The sequence below is a fragment of the Altibacter sp. genome (assembly GCF_019913785.1).
Classification (GTDB): domain Bacteria; phylum Bacteroidota; class Bacteroidia; order Flavobacteriales; family Flavobacteriaceae; genus Altibacter.
The window spans coordinates 98399-115043 of the sequence record NZ_JAIOHK010000055.1 but is presented as its reverse complement, the minus strand read 5'-3'; the positions used below and the strand labels follow the sequence as shown (position 1 = coordinate 115043).

Genomic DNA, 16645 nt, shown 5'->3' with positions numbered 1-16645 from the left:
ACTATTTAAGTTGTGCTTGATATGCAACAGCATATAATTTCATTTGCTTGATCATCGAAACCAATCCGTTTGCACGGGTTGGGGACAAGTGGTCTTTTAAACCTATTTCATCAATAAAGTTAGTATTTGCATTAAGGATGGCTTCTGGTTTTTGATTGGTAAAAACTCGTATGAGTATGGCAACAATACCCTTTGTAATTATGGCATCGCTATCGGCAGTGAATACTACATAGTCTCCTTTTAATTCGGCATGCAACCAAACCTTAGATTGACATCCTTTGATGAGGCGGTCATCTGTTTTGAGTTTGGGATCAATGATGGGTAATGTTTTGCCTAACTCGATCATATATTCGTACTTCTGCATCCAGTCGTCAAACAAGGAAAACTCATCGATCAATTCTTTCTGTATCTCCTCAATGGTCATATTTAATTTTCTTTATTTAAATCTTTTTTTGCCGTGAGTAGCACACTTCTATCTGTCTTTGAATACAGTGTGAGTACACCTTCCTCTATAGAATAGGATCCTGTATTTCGCAACGCCTCCATAAATTTGGTTTCAATAACCATGGTAGATTCGTCACAGTACATTTCGGTTTGCCCTACATCGCTAAAGGACAAAGCGTATAAATCCAGTGAATAATTTCCGAAGAATGAATTACAACCCGTATTTCCGCGAATGGTCTTATCCAACCCTGCGAATGAGATATAGACCTTTTTGTCGCCAGCTGCTGCAATCGCTTGACCACCTACATTTGAAATGGTGTATGTCCCCGATAATTGTACATTTCCTGCCACGTCGATTACTTTTTTGGTTTCATCACAACTGCTAACTACAATGGTGAGTATAAAGGTTGTTAATAAGCTTAGGAACTTCATAGTATAATATTTAGGTTAGCATTAATTTTGCTTTGATAACGCCTTGTACCAGGCTGTCTACTTCCTCTATTGTATTGTAAAAAGAAAAGGAAGCTCGTACAGTACCCGGAATATTGAAATAATCCATGATGGGTTGAGCACAATGATGCCCGGTTCGAACCGCAATACCAAGTTTATCAATTATAGTACCAATATCGTAAGGGTGTATACCATCAATATTGAATGATATGACAGAAGTCTTTTCGGAACCAGTGCCATAAATCTTCAATCCTTCGATAGCTAATAACTCCTTGGTCGCATAGTCCAATAGCATTTTTTCATGTGCCGCAATAGCATTAAATCCAATACTGTTAAGGTAATCAATTGCTGCGCCAAATGCAATTCCACCACAAATATTAGGAGTTCCGGCTTCAAATTTATGGGGTAGATCGGCATAGGTCGTTTTCTCGAAAGTTACCTCCTTTATCATTTCCCCGCCCCCTTGGTATGGAGGCATTTTGCGAAGCCAATCCTCTTTTCCATATAATATGCCAACTCCGGTGGGGCCACACATCTTATGAGCAGAGGTCACATAAAAGTCGACATCCAGATCTATTAGATCGGGCTTGATGTGAGAACAGGACTGCGCCCCATCGATCAAGACTGCCGCACCTATGGCATGTGCTTTTTCAATGATTTTTTTAATTGGGTTTATGGTTCCCAAGGCGTTAGAAATATGATTTACAAAAACCAGTTTAGTCTTTTCTGAAAGCAATTCTTCATAGGCTGAAAGGATCAATACACCCTCTTCATTTATGGGAATGACTTTAAGAATAGCACCGCTGCGTTCGCATAACATTTGCCAGGGCACTATATTAGAATGGTGCTCTAGCGCCGAAACAATAATTTCATCACCCTTATTCAGTAATGTGGAAAACCCATTGGCCACCAGGTTGATACCGTGGGTAGTTCCCGAAGTAAAAATCACCTCGTGCAAGTGGGCTATATTGAAGTGGGTTTGTATCTTCTTTCGCGCCATCTCGTAAGCGTCTGTAGCTTCTTGAGACAGGGTATGCACACCTCTATGGATATTGGCGTTGTAATTGCTGTAATAATCCACGATGCAGTCAATTACTACTTGAGGCTTTTGTGAAGTGGCTGCATTGTCTAAATATACCAGCGGATATCCATTTACCTTTCGTTGAAGTATGGGAAAATCGTTTCGTATTTTTTGAACATCGAAAGCCATTAACTAGGGAGCGTATTTATAGTTTATACTTCGAATCCTAAGTTTACCCCAATTTTATGGGCGATTAACTTATTGATACGTCTTTTCAACTCAGGAATTTTAACGCTTTCTAAGACCGTATTGGCAAAGGCATACATGAGCAAAGCGCGAGCTTCTTTTTTTGCAATTCCCCGTGAACGCATATAAAATAAGGCATCCTCATCTAACTGACCAATGGTGCAACCATGTGAACATTTCACATCATCGGCAAAGATTTCTAGTTGTGGTTTTGCATTAATAGTGGCCTTATCGTCTACCAAAATATTGTTGTTTTGCTGAAAGGCATCTGTTTTTTGTGCATCTTTTTCAACGATAACTCTACCGTTAAAAACTCCCGTTGAAGCATCGCCGAAAATACCTTTGTAGTCTTGATGACTCTCACAATTGGGAGCAATATGATGTACCAAGGTGTTATGGTCAACATGTTGTTTGTTTTCCAAAATGGTGACTCCTTTTAGGGTTGAATTACAATACTCTCCATTTTGATAGAAGTTCAAGTTGTTTCGGGTTAATTTTCCCCCGAAAGAAAACGTGTGTACCTTACAATTGCTTTCGCGTTCTTGGGCAATATAGGTATTGTCTATCAATGAGGCTGAAGCTACATTGTTTTGTATTTTATAATAATCAACAAAGGCTCGTTTTTCAGCAAAAATTTCGGTCACACTGTTGGTGAGCACTTCATTTTTAGACAAGCTTTGGTGTCGTTCAATAATTTGGACGTGTGCATTTTCTCCAACAACAATTAAATTCCTGGGTTGTAAGAATACCGCCGCTTCATTTCCTGTTGAGAAATAAAGGATCTCAATAGGCTTTTCAACTTCCTTATGCTTCGGAATATGAATATAGGCTCCTTCTTTAGCAAAGGCTGTATTGAGAGACGTGAGGCTGTCATCTTCAGCAATTTTGTTATAATAGGCTTCTATAACGGGCTTGTATTTCGTCTTGTTCAATGCCGAAGACATCAAACAAACATCTATTTGATCGTGGGTAGTTTCAGAATGAAAAGAACTGTAGACTCCATCGACAAAAACAACTTTATAGGTGTCGATATCGTGAAGAAAATACTTCTTCACATCTTTAAAATCAATGGATTTATCTAATTGCTTCGGAAAAACACTGTAATCATTTTTCAACAAGGCATTTAAGGATGTATACTTCCAGGCCTCTTCTTTTTTGGTGGGAAACCCCTTTTGCTCGAAATTCTTGATTGCCTTATTTCGAAGCTCATGTATAGGAGAGTCCGCTTCCAAATTATCTTCGAAAGCGAGGTAGGAGGAAAGTAATTTTTCTTTTAAACTCATAAATTCAATCATCAAATTGCCGTTAGGCATTCACTTCTTCTTTAATCCAATCGTAGCCTCTTTCTTCTAATTCATGGGCCAATTCTTTTCCGCCGGACTTTACAATTTTACCGTCCATTATTACGTGTACAAAATCGGGAATTATATAATCTAACAAACGCTGATAGTGGGTTATAACCACCACGGCGTTGTCTTTATTTTTGAAGGTATTCACGCCGTTTGCCACTACTTTTAGTGCGTCAATATCAAGGCCCGAATCGGTCTCATCTAAAATGGCCAGTTTGGGTTCCATCATAGCCATTTGGAAGATTTCATTTCTCTTTTTCTCTCCTCCGGAAAAGCCCTCGTTCAACGAACGGGATAAAAATTTACGATCGATTTCCAGGAGATCTGCCTTTTCTTTGATAAGCTTTAGCATTTCACTAGCGGGCATATCGTTCATCCCTTTTGCCTTTCGGGTTTCGTTGATAGCGGTTTTTATAAAATTGGTAACGGAAACTCCGGGTATCTCAACCGGGTATTGAAAGGATAGAAAAACACCTTTGTGGGCTCTTTCTTCAGGATCGAGTTCGGTGATATCTTCACCATACAGGGTAAGTTCCCCTTTACTGACCTCAAACTCATCTTTTCCGGCAATTACCGAAGCCAAGGTGCTTTTTCCGGAACCATTTGGCCCCATAATAGCATGGACTTCTCCGGCTTTTACTTCCAGGTTGATACCTTTTAAGATATCTTTTTCCTCAACACCAGCGTGCAAATCTTTAATGTGTAACATGTTTAGCTTTTCTTATCTTCAATTTTAACGTCGGCTTTTGCCGGTACGGGACTCACTTCGAGAATTTCAGTAATGGTTAAGATCTGATCCCAACCTTCTTGGTCTTTTTCTTTATGTGACACGGTCCCCTTTACAATAACAGGCACCATATCGAATTCATCTGTTTTAATGGGTGCCACGCGCTCCCCCAATTTTGCAGCCATCTCGTCCATTTTCACTCCAAAAATGTAAGTGTCTCCTTTAAGTACTGCCGCATCGGCCATATAGATAAACTCACCTTTATACATTTTACTTGGAACATAATTGGCACTGTCTTCTGTTTCCGCAGTGTTGTCTACGGTCTTTTCTTCAGAATTTTTACAAGCAAATACAAAAATTGAAAGCGTAAATAGCAAAAAGATTTTTTTCATGACGATTACTTTATTTAATTAACCAACTGAGCCTTCAAGGCTTATTTCTAATAGTTTTTGTGCTTCCACGGCAAATTCCATGGGCAGCTTGTTTAACACTTCTTTACTAAATCCATTTACAATCAGCGCAATAGCTTTTTCGGTATTAATACCTCGCTGATTGCAATAAAATATTTGATCTTCACCAATTTTGCTGGTGGTAGCCTCATGTTCTACCTGTGCCGTCTTATTTTTTACTTCTATATACGGAAAAGTATGCGCGCCACAGTCATTTCCCATTAATAACGAATCGCATTGTGAAAAATTACGAGCATTATCGGCTTTGGGGTTAATTTTTACCAAACCGCGGTAGCTGTTCTGTGATTTTCCGGCCGAAATACCTTTGGAAATGATAGTGCTCTTCGTGTTTTTACCAATATGAATCATCTTCGTTCCGGTATCGGCTTGTTGGTAATTGTTTGTTACAGCGATCGAATAAAATTCACCAATTGAATTATCTCCTTTTAGTATACAGCTCGGGTATTTCCAGGTAACAGCGCTTCCTGTTTCAACCTGTGTCCAAGATATCTTCGCATTGGCTTCACAGATACCTCGCTTGGTTACAAAATTGTAAACTCCTCCTTTTCCATCTTTTCCGCCGGGATACCAGTTCTGGACCGTAGAATACTTAATTTCGGCATTGTCCAATGCAATGAGTTCGACCACAGCGGCATGCAATTGGTTTTCATCTCGGCTAGGCGCTGTACAACCTTCTAAATAGCTCACATAACTTCCCTCATCGGCAATAACTAGGGTGCGCTCGAATTGTCCGGTACCGGCTTGATTGATTCGGAAATAAGTGGATAATTCCATTGGGCACCGCACCCCTTTCGGGATATAACAAAAGGATCCATCACTAAACACCGCACTGTTCAAGGCGGCATAGAAATTATCGCGTTGTGGGACGACACTTCCAATATATTTTTTAACAAGTTCTGGATGTTCTTTTATGGCTTCGGAAATAGAGCAGAAAATAATTCCTTTTTTGGCCAAGGTTTTCTTAAAAGTAGTGGCCACCGAAACCGAATCCATCACAATATCTACCGCTACTCCGGCTAATTTTTTCTGTTCATCTAACGAAATACCCAATCTTTTGAAGGTGTCTAAGAGTTCCGGATCTACTTCGTCTATACTGTTGTATTTGGGCTTTTTATTGGGCGCCGAATAGTAGGAGATATTTTGGAAATTTGGTTTTTCATAGTGCACATTGGCCCATTCGGGTTCCACCATTTCTTGCCAATAGCGAAAGGCTTCCAAACGCCAAGTAGTCATCCATTCGGGTTCTTCTTTCTTTTCTGAAATGGCCCGAACAATACCTTCGTTTAAACCAACAGGAAATGTGTCGGACTCTATATCGGTATAAAATCCGTATTCGTACTCTTTGGTTTCGAGTTCTTTCTTTAAATCGTCTTCTGTAAACTTACCCATCTTTCTTTTTCAGCAATTATTAAAGTGAAAAACTTTCACCGCAACCACAGGTTCTGTTGGCATTGGGATTGTTAAATACAAATCCCTTTCCGTTAAGTCCGCCACTGTATTCCAAGGTAGTACCTACGAGGTACAAAAAGCTTTTTTTGTCTACCACAATTTTAACCTGATTTTCTTCGAAAAGCTTATCGGTATCTCCCAAGGTCTTGTCGAAAGTAAGTTCGTAAGACAGCCCGGAACACCCACCACTTCTCACACCAACGCGTACAAAGTCATTGGCTACATTATAGCCTTCTTCAGACATAAGCTGCGAAATTCTGGTTTTTGCAGTGTCACTAACTTTAATCATTTAAAATAGATTTATTCTAAATTAGAGTGCAAATATAAGCTAAATCGGCTGTTAAACCATGATTCGGAAAGAATTTAAACTTATGGTATAATAGATTTAGGTAATAATTAACAATTCACTTTTAAGGTGTTGAAAAGCAAGTATTAATACTGTGGAAATTCGATATACTTATTTTAATTGGGATCTTGAAAATCTGGATTTGAAATAAACGAAGGATCTGAGAGGCTCAGCAAAAATGCCTTGAGATCTGCTTTGTCTTGTTCGGTTAGATGAACACCTCCTGCAGATACAGTTTTCATTAAGGGATCGATGGTTTCTGAATAAACCAGTCCTTCGCTATAGTGATTGATCACTTCTTCCAGCGTAGCAAATCTCCCATCATGCATGTACGGTGCAGTGTACGCTAAATTCCGAAGCGAAGGTGACTTAAATTGTCCAAATTCTCTGGGGTCACCGGTTACCATACCTCGCCCTCGATCTGTAAAACTAGCATCTAAACCGTTGTTATGAAAGATATTATCTGTCCAAAGCGGACTGTTAGGATTCCCGTGACAGTGGAAGCAATCACCCCTGCCTTCATCCAAAAATACATTCAGGCCGTTTAATTCGGAAGGGGTTAATTCAACCTCTCCACGAGTATATTTATCAAATTTTGAATTGGCAGATATAAGTGTGCGTTCAAATTGTGCAATCGCCTTAGTCACCATCGTAGAATCAATTGTTGAGGTTCCAAATGCTGCTAAAAAGAGATCGGGATATTCCGAATCGGCCTGCAAACTAGCAACGGCATTCGGCCAAGTATTTTTCATCTCTACAGGATTAACTACGGGGCCGAAGGCCTGATCCTCGACGCTGGTTGCACGTCCATCCCAAAAGAAAAGTTCATTAAAATTCCAAGCAACGTTAAAAATAGGCATTGAATTACGGGTACCAATACTTCCATCAATGCCCACGCTAAATTGTCTTGGATCTGTGAATGCGTTTTCGGGGTTGTGGCAGGTGGAACAGGATTGTGTTCCGTCTCCAGAAAGGATAGGATCGAAAAAGAGTTTTCTTCCCAAGGCAATTCCTTCCACCGTTTGTGGATTGTCTGCCGGTATGACCGGATCGATCAATTTGTCTTGAAACAACTGCGGAATCACTAGCGGACTTGGAGTTGCCTCATATGGGTCTCCACCATCACCTCCTGTACTACAGGAGATGATCGTTAGAGATACGAGTATTGCTATTATAGTTAAGCGCATGTTATAAAATCATTTTAGTTTTGTGTCACGGCACCTTTACTGAAAACGGTAGCACCATTTTCCGACATCATTACTTGAGCATCGAAGTTCGGCATTAAAACAGTGTGAAGTATATTTAAATCCCATTCGTGAGGATTGTCATACCATTCGGCTACGTTCATTTTTACTTCAATTTCGGTGTTATTTGCTATGGTCACTGTTCCAAGGTTTACTTCGAAAGAAGTGTCTTGTAGTGTTATAGGCGTTGTGCTCGCATCGGCCGCTCTAATGGCGTGATATGCATACCCTACCTCGGCAGCTGTATTGTCGATGAACTTACCTTCCATACGCATATAGTGATAACCACCACCAAGCATCATGGGAACATTCCAACCACCGTCGGCTGAATTTAAATCCTGATAGACACCATCAATATTATCTTCATCATCAAAACCAAAGGTAAAGGAAACGGTATAGTCTCCGGGTGGAACCTGTATATTGGGGGTGAACATCAAGTTAGTTTCTTCTCTCACATTTACCAAGTTATAGTCTCCTGCATCATACACATCACCATTCGCATTGGTAAATGTAATATCAGAAATCAAGTATACCAATTTTGAAAGACTCAATTCCTCTCCATGTGCATTGGTGTATTGAATTACTTCAAAATCTGAGTTTTCGATGGCACTGCCATCCCAGTTATGCGTAAATAGAAAATCAACATTTACAGGTGTGCTGCTATTATCGTCATCGTTATTGCAACTCATGGCCACCATGGCAATCATTGCAAATAGGGCAATTTTTTTCATTTAATAATAAGTTAGGTTTTTAATTATTTGATCTTTATTAGTAATAAATCCTTAATTCCTCGATTGGATGGAATATCAAAATCATTGCTCTCGGTATTTCCAACAGCAACAATTTTATTGTCTGGAGTTTCAATAGCCGCGGTTGCAAAATCGAGACCCGAACCACCGGCTGTTATTTGAAACTTAAGCTCACCTTGCTCGCTAATCTTATAGATCCAGGCATCATTTTGACCGCGATTTACGGTAATATCACCGTTGGCACTTCGGGTGGAGCCGGCAACCAAATATTCGCCATTTGAGATTGGAAGAATACTTCTACCCGACTCAAATTGATCGCCACCAAAGCTTTTTTGCCAAATTAGATTTCCGCTATCGTTAAACTTTACCGCCCACGCATCGGCATTACCCAATGGATTGCTAACATCTTTGTCTTCACTTCGAGAATCACCTACTAAGATATAATTTCCATCATTCGATTTGGTAACAGCATATCCTACATCAATTTCGGAACCACCAAAAGATTTGGTCCACAGCAGGTCGCCGTTTTCGGTTAAGCGCACTGCCCAATAGTCATAGCTTCCTTTGTCATCGGTAATATCAAAATCGGCACTTTCGGAAGCACCTACCATCAAAAACCCGCCATCGGAGGTTTCTAAGGCATCATAACTTCTGTCGTTGTTAGAGCCTCCAAAATAACGTCTCCACTGCTTTGTTCCGTTGGCATTCAGCTTTATGGCCCAGTATTCTCCTACGCCGTGCAGTCCACTCTTGGATTCGATAGGATCTTCACCATCTACGAGGTCGCTCCCGGGGCAAAGATTGGCACCGCATGCACTTACATCGAAGAATCCGGTTAGAAAATAACCGCCATCGGAAGTTTGAAATGCATCATAGGCTTGGTCGCTTCCGGGAAAACCAAAATTGAGATCCCATTGAATAGCACCCTCGCTATTCACTTTAACAATCCAGTAATCATGAAAACCTTCATTCCCCGATACATCGCCATCGTTACTGGCACTATAGCCCGATAGAAGATATCCTCCATCGTTGGTCTTAGAGATTCGAGATCCTTTTTCATCTTCAGTACCCCCGTAGGTTTTACTCCAAACTAATTCCCCTTCGGGAGAAAGTTTCAGCAACCAATAATCTGCATCAATTCCGGCCTTATCTGTGATGTCTCCATCATTACTACGTGTAGAACCAAAAACAATATAGGATCCATCGGCAGTTTGAAGAATTGCTGATGCTTCATCTTCTCCGCTTCCTCCAAAGGTTTTAACATATTCTAATTCGCCAAGGAATCCAGTTGGGGGGTCATCATCGTTGGGAGTCCCACCGTCATCCTTTCCACAGGAAAACAGCACTCCTAAGATCATAAACACTCCAATAAGATTTAAATTTTTCGTTTTTTTCAATAGCATAGGTTATTTGGGGGTTAATTCACTACCAATCTTCTTGTAGTGTTATCGTTAATTTTTACCAAGTACATTCCGGCGGTCAAGTTCGAAACATCGATACTTTCGGAAATACTATCTTCAAAAGACCTATCTAAGACTTGTTGTCCCAAAAGATTAAAAATAGTTACTTGCGAAATTTTATTTTCTTTTGAAGTAATGGTCACCATATTATCGGCTGGGTTAGGAACCATTAAAAATTCGTTGGCTGCAATATCGTTAACTGCTAAGCTCGCATCTTTAACAAGCGTAAATCCATTCGATCCGGAGATTACAATATTTCCACTTGCAAAAAACGGGTATACATTCCAGCTACCGTTGTAATTTGCATTGTTATTACTTGGATATGAATCAAAAAATCCTGATTCCGACATATTTTGATTAGCAAGGTCACTTATGTCCATAACACGCAGTCCTGCGGAGTAATTGGCTAGATAAAAAGTGTCTCCAATTACATATCCGTTGTGATCGACAGAAGGAGTTGTTCCATAATATTCGAAGGAAAAAGAAGGATTATCTAAATCGGATACATCAAAAATCACGGTTCGGGTATTAAATCCAAAGTCGAATTCGTCTCCTTCATCCCCTAACAAAAAGTAATTGCGATCATCGGTCAACCAACCTTGATGTGTATAGCCAACTGAAGGATACACTATTGTTGATATAAGTTGTGGATTGGCCTTGTTGGTTACATCCACTATAGCCACATGTGTTTCGTTGCTGCCAAAAAATATTTCTTTTCCCACGTGCTCGGTATCGGGGCCATCATAAATAATAACTTGTGCGTCGTGTGTATATCCTTCACCTGCATATCCTCCTGCAGCTACCGGATTAAGCGGGTCTTGAATATTAATGAAATGAGGGCCTCCACTAAAGGTGTTGTTTCCTACTGCATAGGCATAACCAGTTTCTTCATTAATCACAATATTGTGACTACTTCCAAAACCACTGTAATGTTGATCTTCGGTGAAGGTAGCGGGTGGATTTGCCACATTTCTTAATTTGGTTAAATCGAAAATCTGCATACCGTGATTTCCGTTTACATCACTAACAATAAAAGCATAATTATTATACACTTTTACATCTCTCCAAGAACTCGATCCAGTAGAGGTATTTAATTTTCCAAGATAGGTTGGATTGGTAGGTGTTGAAATATCAAAAAAAGCGGTTCCATTGTTTAAACATATAATCGCGTATTCGGTGCCATCATCGGGATCGGTCCAGCCCCAAGAGTCGTTTGCTCCCGAAGCACCCATTATTCCAGAAACAATGTGTGTTTGTAAATCATATCCACTGCAGGGATATCCGGCTGCAATTCCTCCAACACATGGAGTTTGACTAATGGCGACTGCGGTTACCATGCTTATTAATAGGGGTAGTAATTTTTTCATTAGTTTGATTTTATTTAGATGTAAAAATAATTATATCAGTACACTAAGCCTAACGTAAAAGGTTAAAACTTAGTGCTGCGTAGTGAACAAGCCGTTAAATTTTTAATAAAGTACTCTTCTCGACTATTTTTTAATAATCTTTTTGGTAGTGTTGTCGTTGATCGTTACAAAATACATGCCTTTAGAAAAGGACGAAATATCAATGGTCTTATTGGTAACATTGATAGCTGATTCTGAAAACAACACCTTTCCAAGCATGTCAATAATCCGAACACTTGAAATCGACTGATGTGCGGATTCTATTTGTAATATTTCCGAAGCGGGATTTGGATAAACAGCAAACTCCCCCTGAGATAAATCGTTGATGGCAAGTATCGAAGGACTCACAAGAAAGAAACCGCCACTGCGATCTGTAATAATAACTTTCCCATTACTAAAATAAGGGTACACATTCCATGCACCATTGTAACTAGCGTTATTATCTGCCGGATAGGTGTCGAAGTAACCCGTTTCTACCATATTGTCATTAGCGATACCGCTAATGTCGATTCTGCGAAACCCAGCCGCATAATTTGCCAAATAATAGGTGCCGTCTAAAACATATCCATTGTGATCTATTGCAGTAGTAGGACCGAAATATTCAAAGTCTTGCTGCGGATTATCCAGATCGCTGAGGTCGAAAATTATCGTACGTGTATTAAACCCGACATCCGATTCATCAAACTCATCTCCTAAAAGAAAGTACCGTTGATCTTCAGTAAACCAGCCTTGGTGCGTATACCCTACATTAGAATACGACAAGGTAGATATACTAATAGGATTATTTTTATCAGTCACATCGACAATAGAAACAATTTGCTCGCTACCACTGGCACTAATTAATATTTCATGACCGGTATAATCTGAATCGGGCCCGTTATATGTTACCACTTGTGCATCGTGCGTATAGCCATTAGATGCAAATCCTCCTGCATCCACCGGATTCAATGGATCTTGTATGTTTACAAAATGAGTGCCTCCACCATAGGTGTTAGCTCCAACACCGTAAGCATAACCGGTATCTTCATTGATCACAATATTGTGTGCGCCTCCAAAACCATTAAAATGAGCATCGTTGTTGAACGTTACAGGGGGATTGGCTACCGAACGCAAACGGGTTAAATCGAAAATTTGTATCCCGTGATTGGACGCTTCACTCACGATAAAAGCATAATTATTATATGTTTTGATGTCCCGCCAAGTGCTGCTGCTGGTTTGTGTAGGAAGTTTGCCTAAATATATAGGATTGACAGGGTCTGAAATTTTAATGAATGCGGTTCCATCTTCTAGGCCTACCAAGGCGTATTCATCTCCGTTATCGGGATCTGTCCAACCCCATGAATCATTGGCTCCCGACGCATTCATGGTGCCTAAACTAATATGCGCTTGTAAATCGTAACCACTGCATGGGTAGCCTCCTGCAAATCCTCCTGTACATGGAGTTTGGGCAATAGCAATCATACTCGTAGCTGCAATTAAAAGGGAAAGTAACTTTTTCATCAAAATTTTATTTTTTTGTAAGGTGCGTAAAGCTAATAATAAAAAACCATTATGACTAACATAACGCGTTAAAAATTAATGCTCTACTAACTTACTAGGTCAATAAACACGCTACTTTTTGATGATTTTCGCAACGGTGTTGTCATTAACTTTTACAAAATAAATTCCTTTAGAGAAACTAGATACATCGATGGTTTTTACTTCAGAATTTATATTTTTTTCTGAAAAAAGGAGGTTCCCTAATACACCTGAAATTGAAATAGCGGAAATAGGAGTCCCTTTTGAATTGATCGTTATTTGTTCTGAAGCCGGGTTAGGATATACGGCAAAATCATCTTTAACCATTTGATCTTCAATTCCAAGTGCCGAAGGTCTTACCAAAAGGAACCCTTGGGTTCGATCACTAATTACTATATTTCCGCTATCAAAAAAGGGGTACACATTCCAAGCTCCATTATATCCTGCATTATTATCCGGAATATACGAATCAAATGAACCTTCTTCGGTCATGTTTTGATTGGCCAGATCGGATATATTGACTACCCGTAGCCCGGCTGCGTTGTTAGAAAGGTAAAACTTGTCACCCTTTACATATCCATTGTGGTCGGTTGCCGCTGTTGGGCCGGTATAGGCAAAATGAAACTGTGGATTATCAAGGTCGTTGAAATCGAAAATTAAAGTTCGGGTATCAATTCCCAGATTTATTTCATCGGCCTCGTCACCTAAAAGAAAATACCGATGGTCTTCGGTTAGCCACCCTTGGTGTGTGTATTCAACATTGGCATAGGCAATGGTGGATATGGTCTGTGGGCTTCCTTTATCGGTTACATCCACAATAACAATTTGTGATTCGTTACTGCCGAATAGGATTTCACGCCCTGTATAATCGGTATCCGGGCCGTTGTAGATAACCACCTGTGCATCGTGGCAATAGCCTTCGGCCGAATAGCCGCCTTCTCCTACAGGGACTAAGGGATTCTGAATATTAATAAAGTGTGGTCCGCCACTATTGGCATCGGTACCAACACCATAAGCATAGCCCGTAGCCTCATTGATAACAATGTTATGTGCTGCTCCAAAACCGCTATAATGTGCATCTTCCGTAAAGGTAACCGGCGGATTGTTTACAGTCCGCAATCTGGTTAGATCGAATATCTGTACACCGTGGCCTGCATCTTCGCTTACAATAAAGGCGTAGTTGTTATAAGTCTTGGCATCCCTCCAGGTACTACTACTGTTTTCAGTTGGGAGTTTTCCCAGATAGACAGGATTGATAGGATCTGAAATGTCAATGAATGCGGTTCCTTCAATCAGGCAAATAATGGCGTACTCTTTTCCGTCCTGAGGGTCGGTCCATCCCCAAGAATCATTTGCTCTGGTAGAATTCATGCTTGCTAAGGGAATTTGGGAGAGCAGGTCATAGCCATTACAGTCGAAGGGTCCGGCCATCCCGCCTTCACAGGGTGTTTGAGCGGTGATTGTGAACGATATAAGGCCTATAAAAAGCGGAAGAAATATTTTCATCAAAAAGAGTTTTTAATCAAAGTTTGCTAAAACTACCAATAAAAAAGCACCAACCATAACCAAAAGGTTAAAAGTTAGTGCTTTTTCAAAATTATAATCGTTGGTACTAGGCCTAAGCGCTTAGTTTTTAATGATCTTCTTCGTAGTACTGTTATTGATCTTTACAAAGTACATTCCCTTCGAAAATCCTGAAATGTCAATAGTTGTAGTTTCTGAATCGATCGTATTGGCAGTATATACCTGCTTTCCTAATACGTCCATAATGGCAACCGATGAAAGATTTACATGCTTCGAACTTATTGTTATAACATTTGAAGTCGGATTTGGATAAATAGCCAAACCACTTTCCAAATTAACATCGTTGGTGCCAAGCACCTCTTCTACCGTAAGCTCGAAGGTACAGGTATTTGTATTTCCTGAACCATCTGTTACTTCACAGCTAATAGTGTATGTTCCCACTGTTAATTGAGTTCCCGGAGTAGGATTTTGTGTAATCACTAGTCCAGCCGCACAATTGTCGGTGGCAGTAACCACTCCGGTGGTGTCATAATTAGGAACTGTATAATAAGGGTTGCCGGAGTCATATCCTACCGTAAAGTCTGCAGGACATGTAATAGCAGGATCAATATCGTCTACAACAGTTACTGTTGCCGTGCAATAGTCTCTGTTTCCGAAGTCGTCATATACCTCTAGCTGAACCGTATTAGCTCCTAAATCACCACAATCAAAGGTGTCATCACAAAGCAGGAAATAAACGGTTCCGCTGTTGTCTGTAGAGCCATCGTTAATTTGAGCCGCTGTAACCGAAGCATTTCCGTTTGCATCTAACATAATTGTTACATCTTGACAATTTGCTACAGGCTCTATTAGATCACTTGTTGCTGCTTTTACTAAAAGGAAGCCTCTGTTAATATCACTGATAACAATATTTCCACTCGCAAAATAGGGGAATACACTCCAGGCGCCGCTAAAATTGGCATTGTTATTATTTGGGTAACTGTCAAAATAGCCTTCTTCAGAGATATTCTGATTCGCGATATCGGATATGTCGATAACTCGAAGCCCGGCTCTGTAATTTGCCATATAGTACTTCGTTCCCTTCACATAACCATTGTGGTCAATCGCAGGCGTAGGACCTGTATATTCGAAATGGTGTTGCGGGTTGTCTAAATCGGTGAAATCGAAAATGATCGTACGGGTGTTAAATCCAATATTTTGTTCATCTAATTCATCTCCTAAAATAAAATAGGTCTGATCTTCGGTAAACCATCCTTGGTGGGTATATGCCACATTTGAATAACTAATATTTGAAATTCCAACCGGATTTCCTTTGTCGGTAATATCGACAATCACCACTTGTGACTCATTGCTGCCAATTAGGATTTCTCTTCCGGCATAATCGGCATCCGGACCACAGTAGGTTACTACTTGGGCATCATGGCTATAGGAGCCTAAGGAATATCCCCCTTCGCCAACTGGATTCAAAGGATTTTGAATATTTACAAAGTGAGGGCCGCCATTAAACGATCCTGTTCCAACTCCATAAGCATAGCCCGTATCTTCATTGATCACCAGGTTATGTGCACTTCCAAAGCCGTTGTAATGAGCGTCTTCGGTAAAGGTAATCGGTGGATTGTTTACATTTCGCAATCGGGTAAGATCGAATACTTGCATCCCGTGGTTGTTTGCCTCACTAACTACAAAGGCATAGTTGTTATACACTTTAATATCTCTCCAGGTAGAACTGTTTGTATGTGTTGGAAGTTTTCCAAGGTATACCGGGTTTACTGGGTCTGATATATCGATAAAGGCAGTTCCGTTGTCTAAACCTACCAGTGCGTATTCATCACCATTTGAAGGGTCTGTCCAACCCCAAGAGTCATTACCGGCGCCGGCATTTAAATCGCCCAAAGAAAATTCGGACTGTAGGTTATAACCACTGCAAGGGTAAGGACCTGCAGATCCTCCGGCACAAGGGGTTTGCGCATTCGCAAAACCAAAGCCTAATGCTAAGATGGGGAGTAATAGTTTTTTCATTTGTTGGTTTTTAAATTACAATAATAAGATGGTAACGATAAAATTGAATTAATAGTACATATAATTCAACAAAAACACAGGTTTTAATGAATTATATTCAAAAAAAGAGCTTTTGGGACGCCAAAAATATGAAAAATTCAATATAGCACAATATGAATTATGTTAAATAATAAGCAGCCTTTAGGTCTCTTAGTCGGGTGAAATTCAAGCGAATTGATCTTTG

Annotated in this window: 15 protein-coding genes; all 15 read right to left on the bottom strand. The window is 40.1% G+C overall.

Features of this window, described 5'->3' with window-relative positions:
* Window position 1: 1 nt before the first annotated feature.
* Complete coding sequence (locus tag K8F54_RS08735; protein WP_290789630.1) at window positions 2–424, bottom strand: SufE family protein; 423 nt, start codon at window positions 422–424, stop codon at window positions 2–4.
* Window positions 425–426: 2 nt separating this feature from the next.
* A complete protein-coding gene (locus K8F54_RS08730) occupies window positions 427–876 on the bottom strand; it encodes an META domain-containing protein (protein ID WP_290789628.1) in 450 nt (149 codons plus the stop codon).
* A 10-nt stretch (window positions 877–886) separates the two neighbouring features.
* Window positions 887–2104, bottom strand: a complete 1218-nt coding sequence (locus K8F54_RS08725) for a cysteine desulfurase (RefSeq protein ID WP_290789623.1) — start codon at window positions 2102–2104, stop codon at window positions 887–889.
* Between the two features lie 23 nt (window positions 2105–2127).
* Complete coding sequence (sufD, locus tag K8F54_RS08720; RefSeq protein ID WP_290789995.1) at window positions 2128–3444, bottom strand: Fe-S cluster assembly protein SufD; 1317 nt, start codon at window positions 3442–3444, stop codon at window positions 2128–2130.
* A gap of 22 nt (window positions 3445–3466) precedes the next feature.
* Window positions 3467–4219, bottom strand: a complete 753-nt coding sequence (sufC, locus tag K8F54_RS08715) for a Fe-S cluster assembly ATPase SufC (protein WP_290789620.1) — start codon at window positions 4217–4219, stop codon at window positions 3467–3469.
* Between the two features lie 2 nt (window positions 4220–4221).
* Window positions 4222–4629, bottom strand: coding sequence for a hypothetical protein (locus tag K8F54_RS08710; protein ID WP_290789617.1), 408 nt, complete (start codon window positions 4627–4629; stop codon window positions 4222–4224).
* A gap of 18 nt (window positions 4630–4647) precedes the next feature.
* Window positions 4648–6096, bottom strand: a complete 1449-nt coding sequence (sufB, locus tag K8F54_RS08705) for a Fe-S cluster assembly protein SufB (protein ID WP_290789615.1) — start codon at window positions 6094–6096, stop codon at window positions 4648–4650.
* A 19-nt stretch (window positions 6097–6115) separates the two neighbouring features.
* Window positions 6116–6445 carry an iron-sulfur cluster assembly accessory protein gene (locus K8F54_RS08700; protein ID WP_290789613.1) on the bottom strand — a complete coding sequence of 110 codons (330 nt, stop codon included), beginning with the start codon at window positions 6443–6445 and terminating at the stop codon, window positions 6116–6118.
* A 173-nt stretch (window positions 6446–6618) separates the two neighbouring features.
* The gene (locus K8F54_RS08695) at window positions 6619–7689 is read right to left on the bottom strand and encodes a cytochrome c peroxidase (RefSeq protein ID WP_290789610.1); all 1071 of its coding nucleotides are present in this window, start codon (window positions 7687–7689) and stop codon (window positions 6619–6621) included.
* A gap of 14 nt (window positions 7690–7703) precedes the next feature.
* Window positions 7704–8477: an MbnP family protein gene (locus tag K8F54_RS08690; protein WP_290789607.1), complete on the bottom strand. Its 774-nt coding sequence runs from the start codon at window positions 8475–8477 to the stop codon at window positions 7704–7706.
* Window positions 8478–8500: 23 nt separating this feature from the next.
* The gene (locus tag K8F54_RS08685) at window positions 8501–9892 is read right to left on the bottom strand and encodes a hypothetical protein (protein WP_290789604.1); all 1392 of its coding nucleotides are present in this window, start codon (window positions 9890–9892) and stop codon (window positions 8501–8503) included.
* A gap of 20 nt (window positions 9893–9912) precedes the next feature.
* Window positions 9913–11322 (bottom strand): choice-of-anchor B family protein, encoded by a 1410-nt coding sequence (locus K8F54_RS08680; protein ID WP_290789601.1) that lies wholly within the window; start codon window positions 11320–11322, stop codon window positions 9913–9915.
* Between the two features lie 123 nt (window positions 11323–11445).
* Window positions 11446–12861, bottom strand: a complete 1416-nt coding sequence (locus tag K8F54_RS08675; RefSeq protein ID WP_290789598.1) for a choice-of-anchor B family protein — start codon at window positions 12859–12861, stop codon at window positions 11446–11448.
* A gap of 111 nt (window positions 12862–12972) precedes the next feature.
* Window positions 12973–14385 carry a choice-of-anchor B family protein gene (locus K8F54_RS08670; RefSeq protein ID WP_290789595.1) on the bottom strand — a complete coding sequence of 471 codons (1413 nt, stop codon included), beginning with the start codon at window positions 14383–14385 and terminating at the stop codon, window positions 12973–12975.
* Between the two features lie 120 nt (window positions 14386–14505).
* Window positions 14506–16422 carry a choice-of-anchor B family protein gene (locus K8F54_RS13945; protein WP_363299542.1) on the bottom strand — a complete coding sequence of 639 codons (1917 nt, stop codon included), beginning with the start codon at window positions 16420–16422 and terminating at the stop codon, window positions 14506–14508.
* Window positions 16423–16645: the final 223 nt, after the last annotated feature.